This window comes from Pseudarthrobacter sp. AG30 (assembly GCF_003116525.1).
GTDB lineage: Bacteria > Actinomycetota > Actinomycetes > Actinomycetales > Micrococcaceae > Arthrobacter.
Genome location: NZ_QEHL01000027.1, coordinates 39,573 through 64,154, shown reverse-complemented (window position 1 = coordinate 64,154; position 24,582 = coordinate 39,573). Strand labels below are relative to the sequence as shown.

Here is a 24,582-nt window from a genome sequence, read left to right as displayed (position 1 = left end):
AGCTTTTCACAATGTCCACACCCGCAAATAACAAGCAAAACCGGCGCCGCCGACGGTCCGAACTTGCCACGCCTGCCAGCAATGAATGGATGTTCTCCAGTGCTATCCGCTCTGACGCCGACATGGTGTTCCTGGATCTCGAGGACGCCACGGCCGAGGACCAGAAGGAGAGCGCACGGCACAAAGTCGTCAACGGTCTCAATACGCTGGACTGGCGCGGAAAAGTTCGTGCCGTTCGAATCAACCACATGGATACACAGCACGCGAAGCGCGACCTCGAAGTCGTAGTTGGCGAGGCCGGAGCCTCCTTGGACGTCATTGTTGTCCCTAAAGTCCGGTCTGCGCAGGAAATTGTCGAGCTTGATCGTGAACTCTCAATCCTTGAAAAGGCCTCAGGCCTGGCACCCATTGAGCTTGAAGTCCTCATTGAAACGCCCCAAGCTGTCCTCGACGTGGCAAATATTGCGACCGCGGCACCTCGCGTCGGAGCCCTTGTCCTCGGTGGCGGCGATCTCTCTGCCGAAGTAGGAGCCCGTTACGGATCTGGCTTCATGCCCTATGACGACACACTGGACGTATGGCACTCCGTGCGATGGTCCATCCTACTGGCAGCGAGGGCAGCCGGGATCCTAGCCATTGACACCCCCTTCCCCACTTACGGCGACGGCAACGAGCGTTTCCGTCGGCAGGCACTTCAAGCCTTTCACATGGGATTCGACGGAAAGTGGGCCATCCACCCTTCGCAGGTCGACGTCGCAAACGAAACGTTCACACCGTCTGAAGATGACCTGCGAATCGCGGCCGAGGTCTTGTCCACCTATGACGAGGCCCTCTCCACGGGACTTGGAGCAACGAAGTATGCCGGCACCCTTCTGGATATCGGAAACGTCAACAGTGCACGTCACATGCTCGCCGCCGCAGGAGCGACCACGCCAGCTGGCAAAGGAGCAGGGGTGTGACCGCCGCACTCACAGACCGCCAGGAAAAGGGAGTGACCCTGCGGCCTGTGGCTGAGCGGTCGCTGACCCGCCGGCTGCTGTACTGGGCAGAACAAAAACCACAGGCTGACGCTGTCCGTTGTGCCGCCACGTCCCGGTCTCTGTCATATTCAGAACTTATCGATCGAGGACTCGGATTCGCCGCACTTCTTCGCTCGGCCGGGCTTGGCGTAGGAGAGCACATAGGAATCATGCTCCCTAATGGTCTTGACTGGGTCGTATCTTGGGCAGGGGCCATGATCGGAGGATTTGTCGATGTCGGTATTGACCCAGAGTCGAAAGCCGCCATGCTCCGCCACTACGTCTCGTCCTCGGACGTCAAGATCCTGGTCTGCAACCCCGAGCAGGCCGAAACCATCCGCGACGCCGGACTTGATGATCTTCCATTGGTTATCTGGGGTGAGGGCTCCCCCGTGGACGCATCAACGCGTGTTCCGGAAGTGCTGACAGCCGGCAAGAACCAGGTTGTACACCGTGACCCACGAGCCGACATGTCCATCAGATTCACGTCCGGAACCACCGGCCCCGCCAAGCCTGCGATGCTCACCCAATCCCACCTCGAAGTCTGGGCCTCGCACTTCGTCGAACTGATGCAAATTACCGACGAAGACGTGCTCTACACGCCGTTCCCACTTTCCCATCATCTTGCCAGCGTCATGGGTGTCTTGGCCATGACATTCGCCGGCGGAACATGCGTGATTGACGCACGCTTTTCGCTGAGCCGCTTCTGGGACACTGTGCGCAGGGAAAAAGCAACCCGTCTGCATGTTCTACAGCCGGTGATCAACTTGCTCATGGCCAAACCTGAATCCCCGTCAGACCGCGACCATTCGGCCCGCCTGGCGTATATCGGCGTTCCGGGCAGCGGTTTCGAAGAACGGTTCGGTGTCGAACTTCTAATCGCCTACGGGCTCACCGAGGGATCCATGCTTGCCTACCGCCGTCCCGGTGACCCAGGACCCCAGCTTGCAACCTCCTGCGCAATCGGTGGACAAGTGCTCGGTCGCAGCAACCCCCACTTCGAAGTACAAGTGCTGGACGATTGGGACCAGCCGTGCACGATTGGAGAAAAGGGCAACATCTGCTTCAGGCCCAGGACACCGTATACAGCGCTCCAGCAGTACTACAACTACGAGGCAGCAACGGTCAAAGCCTCAAGCAACCTGTGGTTCCATACAGGAGACATCGGATGCTTTGACGAGGAAAACTACCTCCACTTCTTTGGACGCAGCGGTGACACAATCCGCCGCAAGGGGCACAATATTCCGATTTTTCACGTGGAAGAGGCGGCTCGCATGTGTACAGGTGTGCGTGAAGCCTTTGTGATTCCTGTGGCCGCCCCTGGCAACGAATTCGACCTGAAATTGATTCTTATACCTCAAGGGGAAGTGAGGGACCTTGACCCGCGGAGCGTCATTGAGAGGCTGACTCTGGAGCTTCCTCCGATTTGGGTTCCCTCGTTCATTGAAGTCAGAGAGGAAGTACCGCGCACTCGAACGTACAAGGTTCTCAAGTCAGCTCTGCGCGAAGAAGGAGTCAATGGACTGACTCCAGGGACCCTCAGGACATCCGATTGGAGCCCGGCTCTCGGGTCCCGCCAATCCTAAGGGACCGCTCCGGGTAAGCGACCGTCAAATCCGTTCAAGTTAAGATGCCGGTCCCATCAGGATCTAACTCCCAATGCGCACCCGGAGGAAGCAACTGTTGCCAGCAGGTCTTCAAAGGCGCAGTTCGTTCCACATCCCTGTGCTTCTCGCCGACTCGCCCTGCAAGCCGATTGAACTGTACAGATCCCCACGTAACATGCTGGCGCAGCGTCGCGCAATCAGCGCCGACACCAGCGAGCGGTGACAAGCCGCTTCAACCACTGAGTTTCACGATGAATTGGAGGGTTACATGCCGAACTCTGTCATAGTTGCCGGAGCGCGCACGCCCATAGGACGATTGCTCGGATCCCTGAGTCAGTTCTCAGCAGCTGATTTGGGCGGTATTGCAATAAGTGCAGCGCTCGAAAAGGCCGGCGTCCAGCCCTCGCAGGTCGAGTACGTAATCATGGGCCAGGTGCTGACAGCGGGCGCCGGGCAGATGCCCGCCCGGCAGGCAGCAGCGAAAGCCGGTATCCCCTTGACGACTCCTGCGTTGAACGTCAACAAGGTATGCCTCTCGGGAATCGAATCCATTATCCTTGCGGATCAATTTATTCGCTCAGGTGCTTTCGACGTGATTGTTGCCGGCGGTATGGAGTCGATGAGCCAGGCGCCTCACCTGCTGCCTAAGTCCCGCGTAGGCGTCAAGTATGGCGAAATTACAATGGCGGACCATACGGCGATTGACGGTCTCCAGGACGCATTCACGAAGGGCCCTATGGGCTTGCTGACTGAGACATCGAATGACTCGAACTTCGTATCCAGGGAAGACCAAGACCGGTTTGCGCTGAGGTCACACACACGAGCGGCAGCGGCATGGGATCGCGGCCTTCTGGAGGATGAAGTGGTACCCGTTGAACTGCGGACACGCAAAGGACCTGCGACCTGGTTCCGGCGCGATGAAACAATACGGCCTGATACAACCGTGGAGAGCCTTGCAAGCCTTCGCAGCGCGTTCCGGCCTGACGGAACGATTACCGCAGGTAACGCCTCGGCTATCAACGATGGTGCGTGTGCTTTGGTGGTGATGAGCAAGGAACGTGCCGAGGCTGAGGGGCTGACGTGGTTGGCGGAAATTGGCGAGCATGGCATGTTTGCCGGACCCGACACGGGGCTGCAGTTCCAGCCTTCAGGGGCGATCGAGAAAGCATGCAAGGCGGCTGGTATTGACCCGTCTGACTTGGATCTGATTGAGATCAATGAAGCCTTCGCAGCGGTGGGTGTCGCCTCCACACGGGCGCTCGGGGTCGATCCCGAACGGGTCAACGTTAACGGCGGAGCCATTGCTTACGGTCATCCCATTGGAATGTCCGGCGCACGTATCACCCTTCACCTGGCATTGGAACTTCAGCGTCGCGGCGGCGGCACAGGTGCCGCCGCACTTTGCGGCGGAGGAGGCCAGGGCGACGCACTCTTGCTCACCGTCCCCAAACAGGGGCGATGATGTTTGAAGATGCACCAGCCCATGGTCCGAATAGGGAGAACCTGTGCTGCTAAATGATGGGTCCGTAGCGTTGGTCACAGGCGGAGCGTCAGGTCTTGGAAAAGCCACAGCCCAAGCCCTGCATGCGCGAGGTGCACGTGTTGTTCTCTTGGATTTGCCACATTCCGATGGTTCGGCCACAGCGGCGGCCCTTGGTGCACGTGCTGCGTTTGTCCCCGCTGACGTAACCTCAAGTGAAGACGTTGAATCAGCCGTCGAGTATGCTGCGTCCCTTGGTGACTTGCGCGTTGTGGTCAACTGTGCCGGCATCGTTGGACCAGGAAAAGTACTCGGACGAGACCGAGTACTTCCATTGGAAGATTTCGAAAAGGTCTTACGTATCAACTTGGTTGGCTCGTTCAACGTTGTGAGGACGTCTGCGGTTCATATAGCGAAGACAAATTCAGAAGCTGGAGAACGCGGCGTCATCGTCAATACAGCCTCTGTGGCAGCATTCGACGGCCAAATCGGACAGGCGGCGTACGCCGCATCCAAAGGAGGCGTTGCCGCCATGACGCTACCGCTTGCTCGCGAGTTCGCCCGGCATCAGATCCGGGTGATGACTATCGCACCGGGAATCTTTGAAACGCCCATGATGGCAGGCCTTCCGCGACAGGCTCAGGACTCTTTAGCGCAACAAGTTCCTCACCCTTCCCGTTTGGGGAAGGCCGGTGAATTCGCGGCACTAGCAATGCACATCGTTGACAACCCCATGTTAAACGGTGAAACCGTCCGGCTCGATGGAGCCATACGCATGGCATCGAAATAAGCCGGCCTTTTCGCAAGGACGCCAGGCGGCATCGACAGCGACGGCTCGACGGACCTCCCTGACGAAGTCGTTCACGAAAACGCGCACCACCCCTATGACATCACCAAGAGGAGCACTATGGTCACGAACCACCACGTCCGCGTCTACAAGAGCGAGGAGAACCTGGCCCGCGAGGACCAGCTTGCCTTCAAGATCGCCAAGGTGGCCGCGGATCCTGTGTCGGTTAAGGATGACGTCACCGACATGGTGATCAACCGGGTCATCGACAACGCCTCTGTTGCCATCGCGTCCCTGAACCGGGCTCCCATCGTCGCCGCCCGCGCCCAGGCGCTCACCCATGGCCCCACCACCGGTGGCCAGGGCTCGAAGATTTTCGGTATCGAGGAGCGCGTCGCTCCGGAATGGGCGGCCTGGGCCAACGGGGTGGCCGTCCGGGAACTGGACTTCCACGACACGTTCTTGGCCGCGGACTACTCCCACCCGGGCGACAACATCCCGCCGATCCTCGCCGTTGCCCAGCACGTGGGCGCCAGCGGCCAGGACCTGGTGCGCGGCATCGCCACGGGGTACGAGATCCAGGTGAACCTGGTCAAGGCCATCTGCCTGCACAAGCACAAGATCGACCATGTGGCCCACCTCGGCCCCTCCGCCGCGGCCGGCATCGGCACGCTGCTGGGTCTCGATGTGGAGACCATCTTCCAGTCCGTGGGTCAGGCGCTGCACACCACCACCGCCACCCGGCAGTCACGCAAGGGCGAGATCTCCACCTGGAAGGCCCACGCCCCGGCGTTCGCCGGCAAGATGGCCGTGGAGTCCGCGGACCGTGCCATGCGGGGCCAGACCTCCCCGGTGCCGATCTACGAAGGCGAAGACGGCGTGATCGCGTGGATGCTGGATGGCCCGGATGCCAACTACACCGTCCCGCTGCCCGAGGACGGCGAGGCCAAGCGCGCCATCCTGGACACCTACACCAAGGAACACTCTGCCGAGTACCAGGCGCAGGCCTGGATCGACCTGGCCCGCAAGCTGCACGGCGAGCACCCGGAGGTCACGGACCCGGCCAACGTCGAGTCCGTGCTGATCAAGACCAGCCACCACACGCATTACGTGATCGGCTCCGGCGCGAACGATCCCCAGAAGTACAGCCCCACCGCGTCCAGGGAAACCCTGGACCACTCCATCCCGTACATCTTTACCGTCGCATTGCAGGACGGGACCTGGCACCACGTCGACTCCTATTCCCCCGAGCGCGCAGGCCGGCCGGACACGGTGGAACTCTGGCACAAGGTCACCACGGTGGAGGATCCCGAATGGACCCGCCGCTACCACAGCCTGGACATCGCCGAGAAGGCCTTCGGCGGCTCGGTGGAGATCACGCTCAAGGACGGCACCGTCATCACCGACGAGATCGCCGTCGCCGACGCCCACCCGCTGGGCGCCCGGCCGTTCGCCCGCGAGCAGTACGTCAACAAGTTCCGCACCCTCGCCGCCGGGCTCGTGGAAGAGGCCGAGATCGAAAGGTTCCTCGCCGCCGTCGAACGCCTCCCCGAACTCGCCGCAGGCGAGCTGGACCAGCTGAACATCAAGGCCGCCCCCGGCGTCATCGACCTGGCGGCAGCACCGAAGGGACTCTTCTGATGCTGTATTCGAAGACCACCCCGGAGCAGAAGCGGATCCGGTTCCGGGAACTGCTCGCCTCCGGGACCATCCAGCAGTTCCCCGGCGCCTTCAACCCGCTCTCCGCACGGCTGATCGAGGAAAAGGGCTTCGCCGGGGTGTACATCTCCGGCGCCGTCCTCGCCAACGACCTCGGCCTGCCGGACATCGGCCTGACCACCCTCACCGAGGTGGCCACCCGGGCCGGGCAGATCTCCCGGATGACAGACCTGCCCTCCATCGTGGACGCCGACACCGGCTTCGGCGAACCCATGAACGTGGCACGCACCGTACAGGAACTCGAAAACGCCGGCCTGGCCGGCCTCCACATCGAGGACCAATTCAACCCCAAGCGCTGCGGCCACCTCGACGGCAAGAACGTGGTGGACCTCGAGACCGCCACCAAACGGATCCGCGCCGCCGCCGACGCCCGGCGCGACCCGAACTTCCTCATCATGGCGCGCACCGACATCCGCGCCACCGACGGGCTTAACGCTGCGAAGGACCGGGCCAAAGCACTCGTTGACGCCGGCGCCGACGCGATCTTCCCCGAAGCCATGCGTGATTTGCATGAATTTAAGGCCATCCGTGACGCTGTGGATGTGCCCATCCTGGCCAACATGACAGAGTTCGGTAAGAGCGATCTCTTCACCGTTCAGCAACTTCAGAAAGTCGGCGTGAACATGGTGATCTACCCAGTCACCCTGCTCCGTAGTGCCATGGGCGCCGCTGAGCGTGTACTGGATACTCTCCGGCTTGACGGTACCCAGGAAGCTTCGACAGGGACCATGTTGACGCGTGCACGCCTCTACGACCTCGTCGACTACCAGGCCTACAATCAGTTCGATTCGGGCGTCTTCAACTTTCAAATTCCGGGCACTTTCCAGGAGCCAAGAACCATTACAAAGGAGTTTCAGCATGGCTGAACAGGACGTCAAAAAGGGACTCGCCGGCGTAGTGGTGGACTATACCGCCGTATCCAAGGTGAATCCTGAAACAAACTCGCTGCTGTACCGCGGCTACCCGGTGCATGAACTGGCGGCCAAGTGCAGCTTTGAAGAAGTCGCCTACCTTCTGTGGAACGGTGAATTACCTGACGGAGCGCAGCTTGAGGCTTTCTCCCGCAGGGAGAAGGCCGGCCGGGTCCTTGACCCAGGGGTGAAGCGAGTAATCGACATGTTGCCAGAGACAGCCCACCCGATGGATGTTTGTCGGACTGCGGTGTCGGTAATGGGCGCGCTGCATCCTCTCGCTGAGGACTCGTCCCGGGAGGCCAACATGGCCAAGGCCGTGGACCTGTTCGCTGCCATGCCGGCCGTGGTGGCCTACGACCAGCGCCGACGCCACGGGCAGGATGTTGTAGAGCCCCGGGATGACCTGGGCTACTCGGCGAACTTCCTGTGGATGGCCTTCGGCGAAGAACAGGTCCCGGAAGTAGTGGAAGCCTTCAACGTCTCGATGATCCTCTACGCCGAGCACTCGTTCAACGCCTCTACGTTCACCGCCAGGGTGATTACGTCCACGCTCTCCGACCTGCACTCCGCAGTGACCGGAGCCATCGGGGCCCTCAAGGGCCCGCTGCACGGTGGTGCCAACGAGGCCGTCATGCACACCTTTGACGAAATCGGCATCCGGCAGGAAGAGTCTCTCGAGGAAGCGGCAGCACGCGCGAAGGCCTGGATGGAAGACGCCCTGGCCAAGAAGAAGAAGGTCATGGGCTTCGGCCACCGCGTCTACAAGCACGGCGACTCCAGGGTGCCCACCATGAAGGCCGCCCTGGACAAGATGATCGCGCACTATGGACGTCCCGAAATTCATGGTCTCTATAACGGACTTGAGCAAGCCATGGATGAGGCCAAGGCCATCAAACCAAACATGGATTACCCGACCGGCCCGACCTATCACCTCATGGGTTTCGACACCCCCACGTTTACACCAATCTTTGTGGCCAGCCGTATCACCGGATGGACGGCTCACATCATGGAACAGCTGGCCGCAAACTCGCTTATCCGCCCGCTGAGTGCCTACAAGGGGCCTGAACAACGAGCGGTAACTGCTCGCTAGTGCCGTGCTGAGCTGCGGTGAGGCGTCGGATGATCACTGGGATCATCAAATATTCGCAACGACTACGGCGCCTCACCGCTTTTTCAGGTCGGTGCCAGATAACTGTGAGTCCGAGGGGCCGCAGGAGTTATGAGTGCAGGGACGTGGTCGGAAGGCCGCGATGGATCCCGCCGACGGAGGAGGAATTTATGACCCTTCACTTGCAGCCCGATTGGCTCCGACTTGTAGGTCAATTTGTGGAAGTCCGGTGCCCTGACAAGACCATCAGGACGGGCACCGTTGCCCATGTCATGCCCGACAACTCAATTTTATGGCTGTCGTGGGCCGAGGAAGGCAGGAGAACAATGATCCCGAGGTCTGATGGGTATCAGGTCTACGCGCGATACCCATGGGACGAACCACCGCTGGGATTCGAAAAGCAGTTGTATAGCGGCAGGAACTGACACCAAGAGCGCCTTCGTGAGGCAGTTTTCTCCCCGACGCGCAGTAAAGTACCCGCACTGCATACAGCCAGCTCCCAGTTTAAAGCTAAGCCGGGTATTACCCGAATCCGGCTGCTAACAATTGGCCTTTCAACACAACATTTGTCCTACAAAAGCAGAAGTACACCAGCGTACCCACAAGAAGGAGCACTGTAATGGCCAGACTGATAATCATGGGCCCTCCCGGATCTGGAAAGGGCACTCAGGCAACAAGAATTGCCACGCACTTGGGTGTGGTAGCGATATCGACAGGAGAGCTCTTTCGCGCGCACGTTGACGGAGGAACCGCGCTTGGCGTCGAAGCCAAGAAATTCCTCGAAGCCGGCGACTTTGTGCCGGATAGCGTCACCAATCACATGGTGCGTGACCGGCTCGGCGAGCCGGACGTGGAAGGCGGATTCATCTTGGACGGGTACCCGCGCACTTGTGAGCAAGCGGACTATCTGGACCACGTGCTGGCGGAGAGCGGTCAAAAACTTGATGCTGTGTTGCAGTTGACGGCGCCAGAGGACGAACTCGTCACACGCCTCCTGAACCGTGCCGGGGAAGAAGGCCGACTTGATGACACCGAAGCCGTGATCCTTCACCGACTGAACCTGTACGAGCAGAAGACACAAGCCGTCATCACTCTGTACGCAGAGCGTGATCTTCTGACCCAGATAGACGGCACTGGCGAAGTTGAAGACATCACGAAGCGTACGCTCGAGGCGCTTAGCGTAAGCCTCTGAATCGCTCTGAGTCTCGAAGCAGGTACTTCACTTCCCCTCCTGGTGGCTGCTGAACGGCAGCCACCAGGAAGGAGCTCAGCTCAAGGACTGCCGAAAGGTACGGCACCATTTATCGCTTGGCTAAAGTTCGTTCCTATGAGCGACGGGGTCGGCTCGACCACCTGGTCTCATTCAGGAGTTTCGGCGGGAAGGCCTGACTGATCCGCCGGGACGGATCCGGCTTCCAGCAGCGCAGCATCGAGCGTTCAGAGGATCCTCGCTCAGTTATAGGGCGGTAGGGGGCAAGGCAGCGCCCGCTCCCGCCACGAGGGCGTCGTACTTCATGGCGCCGTTCTTCAATAGTTCAACCTTTACGTGCAACTCGGAGGCCTCATTCCTTTAGACGCCGATGGGCCGGCTCGAAAGCCGGCCCATCGGCGTTTTGGTCGGAGACCGTGCCCGGATGTCCTATTTGGGGTTTCTCCTGACATCGGGCAGAAGACACCGTAGGGATCTTCCTTTCAGCGCGCTGTACCAAACCCCGGATCCGTAGGCTAGATCATCGAGGCGGCGTGCCAGAGCGAACCGGAATAGATCGAGTTGGGGACGGGTGCGGCGGTACTCCCAGAGGGCGTCAACCACGCAAGAGATGAGGAGCGCCCGACGCAGCCTGCGGGAGAAAAAGCTTCCCGCAACGGCCAGAGGCCACCAATGACGGACCAACAGCGCCATAGTCTGCGTTTGTGCCGCCATAAGTCCGCGAGCCGTCAAGCCCGCACCCACACGGACTGGGTGCTCGCTTCGACCAAGCTTCCTCGTGATCTGCCATCCAGCAAGGGTGGTAATGGCCCCTGCAGCCGGAACCGACCAGGGGCGCTGGAAGAGGATCGCTGCCACAACCGCCAACGACCAAGGTGCAAAGACCGCTGGTGCTATCGCCTCGGAGTGCCGGAGGGCTAGGACGTGCGCGGAAGTTCCATAGAAGGCCTTCCGAGACAACCAAGCAGCAACAGCTTGGCGGTGCTCGTGCCAGACTTTCGCCTCGGGTTCAAAGCGCACCCGCCAGCCTTGTTCCGCCATACGCCAGACGAGGTCCACGTCCTCCCCCACTCGGCTGCCGGCATCAAATCCTTCTCCCAAGGCATCTGCCCTGGCGAGAAGGAACGCCCCTGGAAGCCAGGAGACAGGAGAACGTGGACGGACCGTGGCTGGGTAGACGCCCAGGTCAAGCGAGGACCGGGCCTCTTCATACCGCTCGATCCAGTTCATTCCTTCGCCGTCATCGAGACCGAGCACCCTGGGACCGACCAAGCCCACTTGGGGGTCATTGAAGTGCTTGAGGAGCAGCGAGATGGTGTTTGTGTCGACGATGACGTCCGAATCGGCGAAGGCCACATACGGCGTGGCTACATGCTTGAGCCCTGCGTTGCGGGCCTGTGCCGGGCCGCCGTTGACCGCCAGCCGCAAGAGCTGGACGTTGTGCTTCTCCGCAACGGCTTGGATGGGCTCCGGCTCCGGCGAGCAGTCATCAACCGCAATGACCCTGTGTTGACTGCCGATACTAGTGAGCAGTCTGTCCAAGGCAAGGGGGCGGCCGTAAACGGGAACAACGACCGTGACGGTTGCGAGATCAAGGTCCGGCAGCGACGCGAGCACCGGATCGGCCATACCCGCCTCAAGGAGGCGGTCGGCCAACAGGCCGGTCCCGGCGTCATTGACCGAAACCTTCCTATTCACGATCATTCGGCTGGCTGCCTCCGATAGATAGAGGACCCGGGTCGGTGAACCGCCGATGAGCTCCCTGCCGCCACCGGAAATTCGTACCCGTCGGTTTAGCTTAACGATGGTCCCCGGAACGAGCCCTGGTCGGGAGGTCGTCATATGATTTCCTGATGGCGGAGAGAGCTGTGGCCCAGCGCCTGCGGTTCTAAAACGTGGACCGTCAAACCGCCGTCCTGCCAGATCAGTTCCCTGCCGGCGTTGCCCAACGCGGCCAGCCAAGGCCCGGAGCTGTCTGGTCTGGCGGCATCCACCGGTCCCTGCAAGTACGTTCGGCCCCTGCGCTGCACTGCGACGCCCTCTAGAGTGGGCCACTGCGAATTCCCTGCCGGAGGCTCGACAGGGCACTCGCCCGGAATCGGAGGCCCATGCACGTCGATGTCCTGCGGTATAGGCGGTTCGGTGCCGGCCTGATGGGGAGTCCCGTTCATGCCGGCACCCGCACGGTCCCCCGCCGATCAACGGCAAGCATGCCGTGATCATCCGCGACGCCATGTGTAAGGCGCCGGAAGGCATCCTCGACCATCAGCTCCAGTGAGCGCTGTCCTTCTCCGACGGAGGCGCCGGCTGGATCGCCCAGCACTCCGGAGGGCGAAACGGCGCGGACACCGTGGGCCTTCAGCTCCGGAAGAATGTCCGCCAGAGGCCGAATGTCCCCCGCAACGGCTCTTTCCAGCCTGACAGTGTCTGGGCTGAGGTGAAGCATCAGCGAAGTCTCCACCCGTCCCGCGTGGAGATCGCCGCCTTCGGTCACGCAAGGAAGCCAGGCGACGTCATGACACTCTGCCCTGAGCTGGCGCACGGCAGCCGAGACAGCGGCGACGTTTCCGCCATGGGCGTTGACGAGGACGACGCGCCCACACCAGGCGGACAGGGACCGGACGAGCTCGACGACAAGGAACCGCAGAGCCTCGAACCCGATCGACGCCGTACCGGCGAAAGATTCATGCTCGCCGCTGGAGCCGTAACTGATTGCAGGTGCTACCAGCACCTGTCCGTTTGTTCTAAGGGACACAGCATCTGCGACGGCGATAGTCACCGCCGTCGCGATAACAGTGTCCGTGTCCAGGGGCAGGTGGGGTCCATGCTGTTCGGTGGACCCCACCGGGACCATGACCATCGGTCGGCTGTGAATGTCGGGCCACGCGAGATCACCCAGTTCTTGCCAGCTGATAGTCATAAGCGCACTGGTGCAGGAAGGCCCAGCTGGCGGACAAATCCGGGAGGTATGACCAGGTGTTCGGGCCGGAGGTCCTGCACCGAGGGGACGCTCAGACCCATCAAAGCGGAGTCGATGCCTCCCCGCAGGATGTCGAGAATGTTTTCGACGCCCGCCTGCCCGTTAGCGGAAAGTCCCCAGAGGTAAGCGCGTCCGATCATCACGGCACGTGCCCCCAAGGCCAGCGCTTTAACAACATCGCTGCCGCGGCGAATTCCTCCGTCAAGCACGATCTCTATCTGATCGCCTACTGCACCGGCGATCGCGGGCAGAACACGGATTGGAGCTGGTGTGCCGTCGAGGTTGTTTCCTCCATGGTTGGACACCGAGATCGCGGTGACGCCCGCATCTACGGCGCGCAGGGCATCATCAACCCTGCACACGCCCTTCAGCATGACAGGGCCACCCCAAGTGGTGACCATCCATTCGATGTCCTCCCACGTCGGTGGAGGGGTCTTCATCCATTCGTAGTAGGCGCCGAAAAAGGTGGGTCCTTTCTCCCCCGCAGGGGCGAGATTTGGTGCCGTCAAATCCGGCAGGCTGCGCGCAAACGAGGCCAGCCAGCGGGGCTTCAAGGCAACTTCGGGGGCGAGCCTGACGGCTGCCTTAAGATTGACCTTTTCCGGGATTTCCGGGCTGCCCCAATCCCTTCCCATGGAGAATGACCAGTCCGTTGTGATGATCAGGCCTTTGGCGCCCGCGGCCCTCGCCCGTTCCATGCGGTTGACCATCTGGTCCCGAGTCCCGGTCCAGTACATCTGGTAGAACGTCTTTTCGTTGGCAGCAGTGACCTCCTCCACCGGCTTGGAGGCGAAGGAGCTCAGCCCCACGATGGTTCCGCGCGCCGCGGCGGCGCGGGCTACGGCCACCTCACCATCCGGGTGCACAGCCTGCACCCCTGTCGGGGAGATCATGACGGGAAGGGAGATGTGCTGACCCATGACGGTAGTCGCCAGGTCACGTTCGGCCGGCTGGCCGACGACATGGGGGGCGAAGCCGAGTTCACCGAACGCGGCGGTGTTGTCATCGAGCGTGGTGCCCCGCTCCGAGCCGGCCACGAGGGCAGCGTAGACGGACGCCGGGAGTCGCTTCTTGGCCCGACGCTGGGCCTCGGCTACAGATTCGAACCAAGGGTTCTGAGCCCAGGGATTCTTTAACATGGTTGCCTTTCAAAATTTGTGTTGTGCCTAAGGCCTGAACCCGGCCAGCGGGCTGGCAGCGCAGGCCGATACAGGCGGGGCGGTGATCTCGGGCCTTTTGAGACTGAGTTGGACCATGACGGGCTGCGCCCGTTTTGGGAGGGCGGACCGCGAGTGGTCCTGGCTGGGTTGTGGACGGCTACGGTCGCCGGCAAGGGCGGTTTCACCGTAGCCCTGGACGCATTCCGGATCAGGCCCGTCCAGCGGTAGGCCCGTGAAGAATTTCGCCGCCATACAGCCACCGCGGCAGGTGTCGAAGAACGCGCACTTGGTGCACGCCCCTGAGGTCTGTGGGGAGCGGAGTTCGGTAAACAACGCCGATTCCTGCCAGACCTCCCTAAAACCCCCCGCGTTCAGGACGTTACCGGCGAGGAAGGTTTCGTGGATCGCGAAGGGGCATGCGTAGACGTCCCCGACCGGGTCGATCAGGCATACGACCCGGCCTGCCCCACACAGGTTCAGCCCTGGCAGGCTCTCTCCAAAGGGTGCGAGATGGAAGAAGGAGTCACCGGTGAGAACGTTGTCGCCGTTGGCTATGAGCCAGTTGTAGATGATGCGCTGCTGCTCGGGCAGCGGGTGCAGTTCATCCCATACGTCGGCGCCGCGTCCTGATGGGCGCAGACGGGTCAGGCGCAGCGTCGCGCCCTGCTCATCGGCGATCCGTTTGAAATCATCGAGCTGGTTCACGTTTTGCCGGGTCACCACCACGGAGACCTTTGCGTCCTTAAAACCGGCTTCCTTGAGGTTCTTCAGGGCCCGAATGGCTGTGTCGTATGATCCGGGTCCGCGGACGTAGTCATTGACTTCCGCGGTGGCGCCATCCAGTGAGATCTGGACATCGACGTATGGGGTGGAGGCGAGGAAGGCCGCTTTTTCCTTGTCGATGCGGATGCCGTTGGTGGAAAACTTCACGCCGACCTGGTGGTCTACGGCGTACTGCAATAGGTGCCAGAAATCAGGACGCACTGTCGGTTCCCCGCCCCCGATGTTGACGTAAAAAACCTGCATGCGCTGCAGTTCATCGATCACTGCCTCGCACTGCTCCGTGGTCAGCTCGCGGGGGTCACGTCGTCCCGACGACGACAGACAGTGTACGCAGGCCAGGTTGCAGGCGTAGGTCAGCTCCCAGGTCAAGCAGATCGGGGCATCAAGTCCGAATTCGAACTGGTCAACCAAGGAACCGCCCGAGGGGCGTGTTACGGGCGTGCTGATGGTGTCAGTCATTGGTCTTTCCTTCCATGGCGCGGATCATGTCAGTTGCCGCCAGACTTCGCAGGGCGGCAATGTACGCGGGCCACTGGGATTCAGGGACAGCTGCCTGGGCCAGTGCCTGCCGCACCGTTCCGCTGTCCTGAAGGGACTGAACCACCCGGACAAGTTCGGGTCTTTTGAGGAATGTCAGCTTGCGGTTGCCGAAGTGGTAAGCCATGGCCCCGAACGGTTCCGGTCTCAGCGCCACGGCCGGGGACAGCACCCACCCCTCGTCAAGCATGGCGTCTGTGCTGGTCGTCTTCATGGATCTGGCCGTGCTCAGTACACGCCGCACATGCCGTCGATCGACACATCCTCGACGAGGTCCTCGATGACCAGTTCCTCGGATTCCTCGGTACCTTCCGATGCATGGTTCGGGTTCATGTAGTCCACTGTTTTCTCCCTGCTGTACGGGCTCTCCGGACCGTCCGGAAGAGGTAGGAATTAGAATAATGGCACTCAGCGCCAAAAAGATAGAGGGAGAGAGGAAGGCTGCTAAATTGTTCTCACGATGACCGCAACCGCAAACCGCTCCCCGGGCCGCCGGGCCGTAACGGACCATGGCTCTATTGAACGCGCCGCCTTCACGCTGTTCGAGGAACAGGGGTTTGATGAGACGACGATGGAACAGATTGCGGAGGCTGTGGGTGTGGGACGCCGGACACTGTTCCGTTATTTTCCGTCCAAGAACGACATCCCGTGGGGTCAGTTCGATCAAAGCCTGCGCGTCTTTGCCGCGCAACTGGCTGCTGTCCCTTCGGACGTGCCGGTTGCCGATGCCGTTCACCGTTGTGTTGTAGCCTTCAACGATTTTGATGAGCCATCCTTGCCGCAACACCGGACAAGGATGCGGCTGATTCTGGGCACACCGACTCTTCAGGCCCATTCAGCCCTCCGGTACGCCGCGTGGCGGGGGGTCATTGAGAACTACGTGGCAGCCCGGTTGGACGTGGAGCCGGATGGGCTGATGCCCCGCCTCGCCGGCCACGTGAGCCTGGCACTGGCCGTCTCATCGTACGAGCAGTGGCTTCGTGAACCACACAGTGATTTGACCCGCATCCTGCAGCTGGAGATGGACGCGCTTCGCTCGTACCTGCGCTAAGAGGCTTCAGAAAATCCCCCCTTGCCGAATAATGCAGCTGCGAAGGCTCGGTTTCTCATGGCAGCGGTGCATTAGCTGTGCTCGATCCGGGTGACCGGAATGTTGCGGCTGGTGCGGGCATCAAAGTTCAGCCATCGTCAGCTGGTGTACACCCCAACCTGACGTCAGATTGGGACGCGTTCGCTGCCAAGATAGGGTCCAAACCCGCATTTCGCTACGTTCTAGTGAGAAGGTCTTAGGGTCTATCCCGACATTGCCTGTCTGGAACCATCATCTGGCCGTTCTGCCGGTAAGGAAATGCCGGGTCGATCAGTCGATCATGGTGCAAGCGCAGCACCCTTTAGGGGCGTGCCGCGGAAAAGCAAGAGCGCGAACTCTCTATTCGTAGGGCCGTCAGCACCATACAAACGGATGTCATTTGTCATAGATTCGATCACGCGCCGGTTCAGCCGCCCCCGCCCGCGATTCCTCAGAGCGCGGGTAAGCCTGGCGCGCTGAAAGCGAATGACTTGTGTAACCCTCACAGTGATGAGGAGCAGGAATGAACCCGGCAGCGCACAAGCAATCATCAGCATCGCCAACGCCGGCGAAAAAGGCGAAGCCAAGGGCAGCCCGAACGCCACAACGATCAAGAGGACACCAGTCCCAGCTATCCAGGGCAGCGCCCTGGAGACGGGGTATTCCGATTCCACCCGGCTGGCTATTGCGGCATCGTCCCGGGCCAGTTCGTCCAGGCGACTCGCTGTCGAACGTGTAAAGCGGAAATCGAATGAATGCACTAGCCGGTGAGTCCGTGCCTCCATCGAACTCTTAGGTGGAGTTGCACGCAGCAGTCTTCCAAGCATCGGTGCCAAGGCGGATACAAGATCGTGGAGCATACCCGAAAGATATAACCCCGATAAGACAAATTGCGGGATATGCCGCCCGGCAGTTGCCCGAACGATGGAGATTTTCGCGGGGACTAGGAGATTGCGCAACAGGCTGTTGCACAATTGTCCAGAGGGCGTCTGGACGATTGGTTCCGCTGCCCACAGCCGGGGACAATCCTGACGGGTTGTCCACCGCTACTGCTGTTGAGGGAGCTTTCCCGATGGCTCCCGGTTTCAGCCGTGGATAACCCGAGTTGACCCCAACTGTGGACTGCTCGCTTCGTCAGTGCCTTTCGCTGCGCACTTCTTATGGCCCAGCTGTTTCGAAAGTTAGCACCGTCCTGCTTGGTCTCCTCAGCGGTCTATTAATCACCTGCGAGTGGCACATCCCTTTCGTTCAGCAGGCTGTTAAAATCGTTTTATGGCAAGAAAGACGGTCGTGGTTCTGGAAGATGACATTGATGGCTCGGAAGCCAGCGAGACGATATCTTTCGCCCTCGACGGCAGTGAATACGTGATTGATCTGAACGAGGGGCACGCAAATGAACTGCGCGGAGCCCTGAGCCGTTTTACCGACGCTGGACGCAGGGTATCCGGCGGCCGTGGTCGTCCGGCGCCCCGAACGAAGTCCTCGCAGGGCGGACCGGATGCAAAAGCGGTACGGATGTGGGCAGTTGAGAACGGCATCCAAGTAAATACTCGTGGTCGTATTCAAGCGGAAGTCGTAAGGAAATACGAAGCCGCTCACTAGGGCCGAAACAACCAAAAGTCGGGGCTGGGATCTCTAACAGATTCCAGCCCCGACTTATTTTTTGTTGAACTGACCTCATCCCGCAGCTTCCTGTTTCTAGGAGAAAATAGTCCGCACGTCCGGAAACCAGCCGGCCGGAGCCTTCTTTGGTTCGAGGTGTTCGGGGTCCCGGTGCTTTTGCATGTCGCATTTGTAGAACGGCCCGCGCGGATCCAGGAGCACGCTCATGTGGTGGTCTGCGTGGTCTTTGAACCAGACGCTCATGCCGGTGGCCCCGTCGAGTCTTAGGTGTTCCCAAGCCCGCCACAGCGCTTCCACCCGGCAGACAGCTTCAGGGTGGAAATACCATTCAGTGCACCACTTCGCTGCACGACCGTCCACGTCACGGACGTACGTGGGGAGCAGTTGCTCGTGCAGGAATTCCTCGGCCGAGCCGTAGACCAGCTGCGGAGGCTCCTGCTGCTCGCCGTCATCAGCGCCAGCTTCTTGCGCGTTGGAACTGGGAGCTTCACTGAACCGGCCAATCTCGATAGTCATGCCTACTCCCCTAACCGTTCACCCACGGATTTGGCGTCGGCGCCGCTGCTACCGGTACCGGTTCCTTCTCTGGCTGCGGGCTGTACTTCTTGATGGATGCTTCCACGGCGTCTTTGTGGGGGCCGGTGTACCAGGGCATGGTGCGCACCAGCGTGGCCGGGGCGCCGGATGCGAGGACGACGGCGCGGCCGCGGTCGAGTTCGGCGAGGTTGGAGACGTCGAAGATCCGCTCCTTCCCTTCCTGGCAGGAGCGGCTGGACCCTGACTTCCCTGATGAGATGGAGACGTTGATGTAGCTGTAGTCTCCGATCAGGTCAGAAAGGGCGCGGAGGAATCCTTCTTCGGCGACGCCGCCGCCATAGATCTTGACATTCGCGGCGGACCAAATCTTCCTCATGTTCGCCTCGCCCCAGAGCTCGACGCCTTGGGACCAGGACTGCAGGATGCCCATGACAATCAGGCCTTTGGAGCCGTAGTGGCTGAACTGATCCGGCAGGCCGGCCCATCGGACGACGTTGGCCAGCTCGTCCAGAGCGAACAGCGCCGGCTTGGCCAGGCGTCCGCCGCTGCGCTCTGCGCGCTCCTCCATTGCCTCAGCGATGGCCACCGTCAGCGCGGTGGTCAAAGGAGCGGCAGAGCCAGCACCTTCCTTGGAAAGGATGTAGATCGACTCCTGGGACGCAGCGAAGGCGTGAGGGTTGAACTGTCGACGCGTCTCCGTGGCCACGTTGGCACCACGGGTGGGGGCGACCCAGCGGAGGGTGTTGCGGCTCTTGAGGCATTGGATCATCTTCTCGGCGGTGCCGAAGATACCGTCCCGCTGCTTGTCGGCCAGCTTCAGCGTGGACTCCAGGCCCTTGTACTGCAGCTCGTAGTTATGCTCACGGAGGATTTCGATGGGTTCCTGGCTGACCTGCTCGGTCACCCACAGGTAGACCTGCGTGATGGGCAGGCCGCCCAGTGCTGCAGCGAGGAAGTAGGAGGAAAGAATGTCTTCGGCTTTGGGGTCGAAGTAGGCATCCGGTTTCGACCCGGGTACCCGTGAGCCGACCGCGAAGTGTTGGGTGAGCTTGTACGCCTTCTCTTCGTCGGTGACGTAGGAGAGGGGGTTCCACCACCAGTCCGGTTCTTCCTGGGCGATCTTTTGTGGGTCGAATACCCACACCGGGGCCGTGGCTTCGCGGACGCCGCGGGTGCCGTCCACCACGTCACGCTTGTTCGAGGTTGAGACGACGGCGCCCGGGGCGTCCAGGATTGCGGGGATCACCCGGGAGGTCGATTTACCGGTCCGTGGTCCCCAGATGTCGAGGCTGAGGTCTTCCCAGGACTGGACGAATTTCTGGCCGGTGGAAACCACCTTGCCGACGACGATGCCGGGGTTGTCCTTGATTCCCAGCCGTTCGGCTTTGGCTTGCGCACCCTTCTCGGAGAAGGCTGCGAGGGACTTTCCGCGGCCGAGGTAGCGGGCGGCTTTGTCCACTCGGGCACGCTTGGATGCACCCTGACGCCAGGCCACCAGGACGACGACGGCCAGGGCCAGGACCGGGCCCGCCATGACGGAAACGACGACGGTGGACTGGGCCGGCCAAGGCACCTTGCCCTTGATGAGCCCGGCGATCAGGTCAATGGGGTGGGCCGGCGGGGTGTCGATGCCGGCCATCCAGGACCCGATGTGCACGGCGGCGTACGTGCCGCCGCCGAAGACGACGATAAAGCCGATGGCCAGCCAGACGAGGATGGCGTCCCCGAGACCGATGCCTTTGCGGTTCGGTGCGCTCACAGGGCGCCTCCTTCAATCGTCAGCATGGTTGCTGCCGGGTCGAGGATGGGTTCCGGGGATCCGTGCCATTTCCCGTCGGTGTCGTTGACCCCGTCGGGGCCGTGCTCCACGGAGGTCAGGCCCACCTGGACCGGGATTCCGGGACGGCCGCCGACCTTGATGAGGAACTTCCCACGACCTGGCGGTTCGACGTCGACACCCCGGGAGTCCCACGCGGGCGGGTCCTGCCAGGAGATGAGTTTCTGTTGTTCCTGCCGGGACAGCGGGATCGCGGAGGTCAGCAGCGGCATTTCGGAGGCTGGGAGGCCGCCGCAGATGACCATGCCGGAGCGTTCGACGAAGCCCCGTGCTTTCATCCGGTCCTCTTCTGCGGGCAGTGCCAGCAGGTCGGACATAGTGTGGGAGATCATGATCTGCCCGACGCCGACGGACCGGTTGAGGCGGGTCAGGGCGTCCACGCGGTCGACCATGCCCTTGCCGGCGCGCAGGGCCCGCCACAGCTCGTCCAGGACGACGAAGTAGTTTCTGCGCGGTTCCAGCCCTGCTTCGGCGAGGGCGTTGGCGACGTTCACGGTGCCGAAGCCGTAGGACCAGCAGGCCAGCAGCACGGCGGCCTGCAGATCGGTTTCTGTCTCGTCGATGCTGGAGACGTCGAAGACGACGGCCCGGTCACGCTTCATGGGGTTGGTGGTTTGCCGGGAGAAGATTTCGCCGAGCTTTCCGCCGCCGGTCAGGCCCAGCAGGGTGGCTTCCAGGGCCCGGGTTTCCTGGAGGTAGATGTTCATGTCGCCGCGGTCCAGTGCGACCTGGCGCAGTTCGTCTGGTGCGGAGACGATCACGTCGAGCAGGTCTTTGAGGACCGGGACGCCGTCGAAGCGTTCATCGAGGACGCGCAGGGCCCGGTCCAGGATTGTTTGTTCCTGGTCGGTGGGCGGGTTGTTCCGGCTGATGGTGATGAGGGAGACGACCATGGTCAGGCGGCGGCCGTGGGCGTCGGCGCGGACCCGTGCGGCGTCTTCGTGGTGCCCGCTGTCTTCGAGCAGCTGGGCGGCTTCGACGGCCTGGCCGGGGTCGAGGATGTTCATGTAGCCGACGCCGCGGCCGAGCTTGATGACCTGGCCTTCGAGGGCTTTGACGGCTTTGACGTGCTCGCCTTTGAGGTCGCCCAGGATCAGCGGGTGCACGCCTTGGGCGGAGAGGCCGATGAACATCCGCCGCACTACAGTGGATTTTCCGAGGCCGGGTTTGCCGAGGATGAACGCGGACGGGTTGGAAATCAGGCGTGCGCGCTGGAACCAGCTGATCGGATCACAGCAGACTGTTGCCTGGGTTTCCTCATGCCGGCCGAGCGGGACACCGATCATGGGTGATGAGGCACCGGAGGAGAACGGCCACAGTCCGCAGACCTGGACCGTCGTCCCTCGGTACTCCCGGACTGACGGGAGGAGCTGGGCCATGCCGCCGCCCCGTCCGGTCCATCCCCGCGAGCCAGGCCCTGCTTCCTTTGCCGGGGGTTTTGCTGTCTTTACTGTCGTTGCCTTCTTTGCTTTCAGAAGCTTGATCCGGGCCATTAGAGGGCGTCCTTAATCTCGGTGGGCACCATGCTGTGCTTGGGCAGAACCAGCCCCAGGGGCAGGGAGGCTGCGAAGGCGGTGTCCTGGGAGCCGTAGGCGCGGCGCAGCAGCACGCGGGCGGTACCGGAGGTCTGCTCGATGGCGGCAACGGCGTCCGGCAGGCGTTCCATGTCGGTGACGGTGGCCGTGACGACCATGCCGAAGTTCACCAGACCGGCGCCTTGGGCTTCTTCCTGGGCGGTCTGCGCAGCAGAGCGGGCATCGATCAGTGCCCGTGCTGTGGGGCGGGTGCCGGAGGTGATGCGGACATTGGCGTTGTTCTGGTCCCGCTCAACGACGGCTGCGGCGCGGGCGGAGTCCATCGGGCGGTACAGCAGGGAGACGCGCTTGCGGTCAATGTCCCCGTGCGGGGCCAGCAGCCGTGACAGGACCGATGAGTTCACCGAACCGCGGGGAGCGCCGGTCATCGTCCAGGACGCCGAGAAGGCAGAGTCGTGCCGGTAGTCGTCCCAACAGGCCTGCGTCGCGGTCGGACCGACCTCGCCCCAGCTCAGGGACACCGGCGTGCCGGCCGCGTGGGCCTCGTCAATGATCAGCGCTGCAGGAGGGTCGTAGGCGATCCTTACTACCTCACAGAGTTCCTGCGCGGCCATAGGCCGGGCAATCCCGGCCCCGGTGGACTGCAGCCGGGCCGACAGCCCGGGGATCCGGGAGGCCAGGTCGCGGGCGACGTCCTCCGGGGTGCGCTTCTTCGACCCTGCACGCAGAGAGGCGTTGAAGGTCAGGGACACCCAGGCACGCACCGTGGCCGATCCTTCCGGATAGGTGTCTACGACCTCGTGGAGCATGTCCCTGGCGAACTGCGGAGCGTCCGGGTTGATGTTCATCAAGACCTCATTCCGCAGCCGGTACCCCGAGTCCGGAGCGGTCTCAACGGTCACGGCAGCGGCATCCAGACCGGCCTCGTCCGCCAGCCCGGCAAGCCAACCGCCCCAGTTAGCCACCCAGGCATCAACCTGCTCCGGATCCACAAGGGAAGCCCCATCCGGTTCTGTGGAAAAGATCACGGTGAAGTGGCTGGTGGCCGGTACATGGAGCATGGCGAACGGTCGCTTGTAGGAGTCGGCGAACTCGTACAGGGTCGACTTCGCCGCCAACCCGGGCAGCTGGTACATGCCCCATTCAGTCACGCCCAGCGGCCCCGAACGGTACAGGTTGGTCCCTGAGGACTTCGAGACCTGGAACGCCATGCGAATACCCAGACGATCTACGACGGACTGGCCGTGTATGTCCTTGACGGTCAGAAGCAGTGCGCAGGCGCCGGAAACGGCGAGGACGCCTAGGCCGACGAATAGACCCCAGATGGCGAAGCTGACGATGCCCAGTAGGAGTCCGACCATGACAACGCCGGTGCCGATAGCGCCGAGGTTGCCGAGTCCGGCTGAGCGCGGGACCCGCCAGTTGCCGTAGGACGGTTCCTTGTATTCGGTGTTAATTGCTGCCACTGGGGCCCTCCCCGGTTGAATCCTGCGCGGTCGTCTTGATTGCCTCTGATGTCCTGGACGCCACCTGTACGCCTGCGGCTACGGCCATGCCGGCCGGGCCCGCGGCCGTGGCTCCCGTCGCAGCCCCAGCACCTCCGGCCGGTGCGGCTGCTCCCGCTTTGCCTGCGGTGCCTGCGGCGCCGCCCGGTCCTGTAGTGCCGGGCGTCGGCTGTCCTCCCCCACCCCGTGGGCCCGAAGAACCAGCGCTGCCCTTTGGAGAGCTGCCCGTGTGGGTGTTGGGCGTGCTGTTGTTGCTGGCCGGCATCGGTGTCGCGTTACCTCGTCCACTGCCGGGACGGCCCATGGAGACAGCCCCGGTTGCAATAGCACCGAACGCGGCCCCGGCTGCCGCGCCACCGCCGGAGGCAACGGCTCCGACCATTGGGGTGACGAACCGCATCAAGGCTGGAAGCGCGAACAACGCCACGATCATCAGCGTGAATCCGCTGATGGAACCCACCAGAGCGTCACGGCCGCTGGTGTTGCCCATCAGTAGGAACGCGACCGAATACACGATGGCTGCCGCCGGTTTGTAAAGGATAAAGGCGATAGTCCAGCCGACTGCCCTCTGGAACCATTGCCTGCCCATTTCCGTGTTTGTGAAGGCGGCCGTGGTTGGCAGGATGCCCGCCAGGATCACCAGCATGCCGCTGCGGACAACCATCAGCACTATCTGCACCAAAGATGCGATCAAGCCAACCAGGCCCAGAACGATCAGAATGAACCGGGCGATACCGCTCTGACCGGTCATAACCAGGCCATTCATTGCCTCGGCAAAACCCTTACCATCTGTGGACCTCTGGATGATCGCGGCCGCGAAGGTATCGGCTGCGATCACTAATATGGCGATGACTCCCAGACCGAGTCCTGAAACCAGGGTGAGTGTGAGAAGCGACCGGAGCAGATCCTTTAGGGGCACCCCGCGCTGTTCCCAGACCATTCGGATGCCGCCAATAATTACGGCAAGGACGGCCAGGGCCAGAGTCCAGGGCATCAGCTCACTGTTCACGGCGGATACCACTGGACTCGCTGCTGATCCGTCCTCACTGGTCAGGTTCACGGTCGGCATGGAAACCCAGAACGTGGATAACGTCGTCACCATCTGGCTCATGCCTTCAGTGATGGCTTTGCCCAGGTTGGTTATAGCGTCGTCCACGGCTCCCGATACCACG

At 61.8% G+C, this 24,582-nt stretch carries 21 protein-coding genes; 10 read left to right on the top strand and 11 right to left on the bottom strand.

Features of this window, described 5'->3' with window-relative positions; genetic code table 11:
• The first annotated feature begins 11 nt into the window (after positions 1–11).
• From DC347_RS19375 to DC347_RS19335, 8 genes are all read left to right on the top strand, one after another.
• A complete protein-coding gene (locus DC347_RS19375) occupies positions 12–959 on the top strand; it encodes a CoA ester lyase (RefSeq protein ID WP_109864126.1) in 948 nt (315 codons plus the stop codon).
• Positions 956–2,605 (top strand): AMP-binding protein, encoded by a 1,650-nt coding sequence (locus tag DC347_RS19370; RefSeq protein ID WP_109864125.1) that lies wholly within the window; start codon positions 956–958, stop codon positions 2,603–2,605. Before DC347_RS19375 ends, DC347_RS19370 begins: the two co-directional genes overlap by 4 nt.
• 289 nt (positions 2,606–2,894) lie before the next feature.
• Positions 2,895–4,088 carry an acetyl-CoA C-acetyltransferase gene (locus DC347_RS19365; protein ID WP_109864124.1) on the top strand — a complete coding sequence of 398 codons (1,194 nt, stop codon included), beginning with the start codon at positions 2,895–2,897 and terminating at the stop codon, positions 4,086–4,088.
• 46 nt (positions 4,089–4,134) lie between these two features.
• Positions 4,135–4,896, top strand: a complete 762-nt coding sequence (locus DC347_RS19360) for an SDR family NAD(P)-dependent oxidoreductase (RefSeq protein WP_109864141.1) — start codon at positions 4,135–4,137, stop codon at positions 4,894–4,896.
• A 117-nt stretch (positions 4,897–5,013) separates the two neighbouring features.
• Positions 5,014–6,534 (top strand): MmgE/PrpD family protein, encoded by a 1,521-nt coding sequence (locus tag DC347_RS19355; protein ID WP_109864123.1) that lies wholly within the window; start codon positions 5,014–5,016, stop codon positions 6,532–6,534.
• Positions 6,534–7,478 (top strand): methylisocitrate lyase, encoded by a 945-nt coding sequence (prpB, locus tag DC347_RS19350; protein ID WP_109864122.1) that lies wholly within the window; start codon positions 6,534–6,536, stop codon positions 7,476–7,478. Before DC347_RS19355 ends, prpB begins: the two co-directional genes overlap by 1 nt.
• Positions 7,471–8,616, top strand: coding sequence for a bifunctional 2-methylcitrate synthase/citrate synthase (locus DC347_RS19345; protein ID WP_109864121.1), 1,146 nt, complete (start codon positions 7,471–7,473; stop codon positions 8,614–8,616). Before prpB ends, DC347_RS19345 begins: the two co-directional genes overlap by 8 nt.
• Positions 8,617–9,253: 637 nt before the next feature.
• Positions 9,254–9,826: an adenylate kinase gene (locus DC347_RS19335; RefSeq protein WP_109864119.1), complete on the top strand. Its 573-nt coding sequence runs from the start codon at positions 9,254–9,256 to the stop codon at positions 9,824–9,826.
• 447 nt (positions 9,827–10,273) lie between these two features.
• Here the strand turns inward: DC347_RS19335 and mftF are convergent, their stop codons facing one another.
• The 6 genes from mftF to mftA form a co-directional block, all read right to left on the bottom strand.
• Positions 10,274–11,686, bottom strand: a complete 1,413-nt coding sequence (gene mftF, locus DC347_RS19330; protein ID WP_109864118.1) for a mycofactocin biosynthesis glycosyltransferase MftF — start codon at positions 11,684–11,686, stop codon at positions 10,274–10,276.
• 325 nt (positions 11,687–12,011) lie between these two features.
• Positions 12,012–12,764, bottom strand: coding sequence for a mycofactocin biosynthesis peptidyl-dipeptidase MftE (gene mftE / locus DC347_RS19325; protein ID WP_109864117.1), 753 nt, complete (start codon positions 12,762–12,764; stop codon positions 12,012–12,014).
• Positions 12,761–13,963, bottom strand: coding sequence for a pre-mycofactocin synthase MftD (mftD, locus tag DC347_RS19320; protein WP_109864116.1), 1,203 nt, complete (start codon positions 13,961–13,963; stop codon positions 12,761–12,763). The genes mftE and mftD overlap by 4 nt, the downstream gene beginning before the upstream one ends.
• 27 nt (positions 13,964–13,990) lie before the next feature.
• Complete coding sequence (mftC, locus tag DC347_RS19315; protein WP_109864115.1) at positions 13,991–15,226, bottom strand: mycofactocin radical SAM maturase; 1,236 nt, start codon at positions 15,224–15,226, stop codon at positions 13,991–13,993.
• Positions 15,219–15,518 carry a mycofactocin biosynthesis chaperone MftB gene (gene mftB, locus DC347_RS19310; protein ID WP_109864114.1) on the bottom strand — a complete coding sequence of 100 codons (300 nt, stop codon included), beginning with the start codon at positions 15,516–15,518 and terminating at the stop codon, positions 15,219–15,221. Before mftB ends, mftC begins: the two co-directional genes overlap by 8 nt.
• Positions 15,519–15,532: 14 nt before the next feature.
• Positions 15,533–15,637, bottom strand: a complete 105-nt coding sequence (gene mftA, locus DC347_RS19305) for a mycofactocin precursor MftA (RefSeq protein WP_109864140.1) — start codon at positions 15,635–15,637, stop codon at positions 15,533–15,535.
• A 127-nt stretch (positions 15,638–15,764) separates the two neighbouring features.
• On the opposite strand from mftA, the gene mftR reads away from it, so the two are divergent.
• Both mftR and DC347_RS19290 read left to right on the top strand, forming a co-directional pair.
• Positions 15,765–16,355: a mycofactocin system transcriptional regulator gene (gene mftR / locus DC347_RS19300; RefSeq protein WP_109864113.1), complete on the top strand. Its 591-nt coding sequence runs from the start codon at positions 15,765–15,767 to the stop codon at positions 16,353–16,355.
• Positions 16,356–17,645: 1,290 nt separating this feature from the next.
• A complete protein-coding gene (locus DC347_RS19290; RefSeq protein ID WP_109864111.1) occupies positions 17,646–17,975 on the top strand; it encodes an Lsr2 family protein in 330 nt (109 codons plus the stop codon).
• Positions 17,976–18,071: 96 nt separating this feature from the next.
• Here DC347_RS19290 and DC347_RS19285 read toward each other — a convergent pair whose 3' ends face one another.
• The 5 genes from DC347_RS19285 to DC347_RS19265 form a co-directional block, all read right to left on the bottom strand.
• Positions 18,072–18,512 carry a DUF4913 domain-containing protein gene (locus DC347_RS19285; protein WP_109864110.1) on the bottom strand — a complete coding sequence of 147 codons (441 nt, stop codon included), beginning with the start codon at positions 18,510–18,512 and terminating at the stop codon, positions 18,072–18,074.
• A gap of 10 nt (positions 18,513–18,522) precedes the next feature.
• Positions 18,523–20,292, bottom strand: coding sequence for a type IV secretory system conjugative DNA transfer family protein (locus DC347_RS19280; RefSeq protein WP_109864109.1), 1,770 nt, complete (start codon positions 20,290–20,292; stop codon positions 18,523–18,525).
• Entirely contained in the window at positions 20,289–21,749 is a 1,461-nt protein-coding gene (locus DC347_RS19275; RefSeq protein WP_240617866.1) for a DUF87 domain-containing protein, read from the bottom strand. Before DC347_RS19275 ends, DC347_RS19280 begins: the two co-directional genes overlap by 4 nt.
• Positions 21,750–21,862: 113 nt before the next feature.
• Positions 21,863–23,371, bottom strand: a complete 1,509-nt coding sequence (locus tag DC347_RS19270) for an SCO6880 family protein (RefSeq protein WP_109864107.1) — start codon at positions 23,369–23,371, stop codon at positions 21,863–21,865.
• Positions 23,358–24,521 carry a hypothetical protein gene (locus DC347_RS19265; protein WP_240617865.1) on the bottom strand — a complete coding sequence of 388 codons (1,164 nt, stop codon included), beginning with the start codon at positions 24,519–24,521 and terminating at the stop codon, positions 23,358–23,360. The genes DC347_RS19270 and DC347_RS19265 overlap by 14 nt, the downstream gene beginning before the upstream one ends.
• Positions 24,522–24,582 lie beyond the last annotated feature (61 nt).

Coding starts and splice junctions, on each gene's coding strand:
- DC347_RS19375 (WP_109864126.1), top strand. CDS start 12: ATGTCCACACCCGCAAATAACAAGCAAAACCGGCGCCGCCGACGGTCC.
- DC347_RS19365 (WP_109864124.1), top strand. CDS start 2,895: ATGCCGAACTCTGTCATAGTTGCCGGAGCGCGCACGCCCATAGGACGA.
- DC347_RS19355 (WP_109864123.1), top strand. CDS start 5,014: ATGGTCACGAACCACCACGTCCGCGTCTACAAGAGCGAGGAGAACCTG.
- prpB (WP_109864122.1), top strand. CDS start 6,534: ATGCTGTATTCGAAGACCACCCCGGAGCAGAAGCGGATCCGGTTCCGG.
- DC347_RS19345 (WP_109864121.1), top strand. CDS start 7,471: ATGGCTGAACAGGACGTCAAAAAGGGACTCGCCGGCGTAGTGGTGGAC.
- DC347_RS19335 (WP_109864119.1), top strand. CDS start 9,254: ATGGCCAGACTGATAATCATGGGCCCTCCCGGATCTGGAAAGGGCACT.
- mftF (WP_109864118.1), bottom strand. CDS start 11,686: ATGACGACCTCCCGACCAGGGCTCGTTCCGGGGACCATCGTTAAGCTA.
- mftE (WP_109864117.1), bottom strand. CDS start 12,764: ATGACTATCAGCTGGCAAGAACTGGGTGATCTCGCGTGGCCCGACATT.
- mftD (WP_109864116.1), bottom strand. CDS start 13,963: ATGTTAAAGAATCCCTGGGCTCAGAACCCTTGGTTCGAATCTGTAGCC.
- mftC (WP_109864115.1), bottom strand. CDS start 15,226: ATGACTGACACCATCAGCACGCCCGTAACACGCCCCTCGGGCGGTTCC.
- mftB (WP_109864114.1), bottom strand. CDS start 15,518: ATGAAGACGACCAGCACAGACGCCATGCTTGACGAGGGGTGGGTGCTG.
- mftA (WP_109864140.1), bottom strand. CDS start 15,637: ATGAACCCGAACCATGCATCGGAAGGTACCGAGGAATCCGAGGAACTG.
- mftR (WP_109864113.1), top strand. CDS start 15,765: ATGACCGCAACCGCAAACCGCTCCCCGGGCCGCCGGGCCGTAACGGAC.
- DC347_RS19290 (WP_109864111.1), top strand. CDS start 17,646: ATGGCAAGAAAGACGGTCGTGGTTCTGGAAGATGACATTGATGGCTCG.
- DC347_RS19285 (WP_109864110.1), bottom strand. CDS start 18,512: ATGACTATCGAGATTGGCCGGTTCAGTGAAGCTCCCAGTTCCAACGCG.
- DC347_RS19275 (WP_240617866.1), bottom strand. CDS start 21,749: ATGGCCCAGCTCCTCCCGTCAGTCCGGGAGTACCGAGGGACGACGGTC.
- DC347_RS19265 (WP_240617865.1), bottom strand. CDS start 24,521: ATGAGCCAGATGGTGACGACGTTATCCACGTTCTGGGTTTCCATGCCG.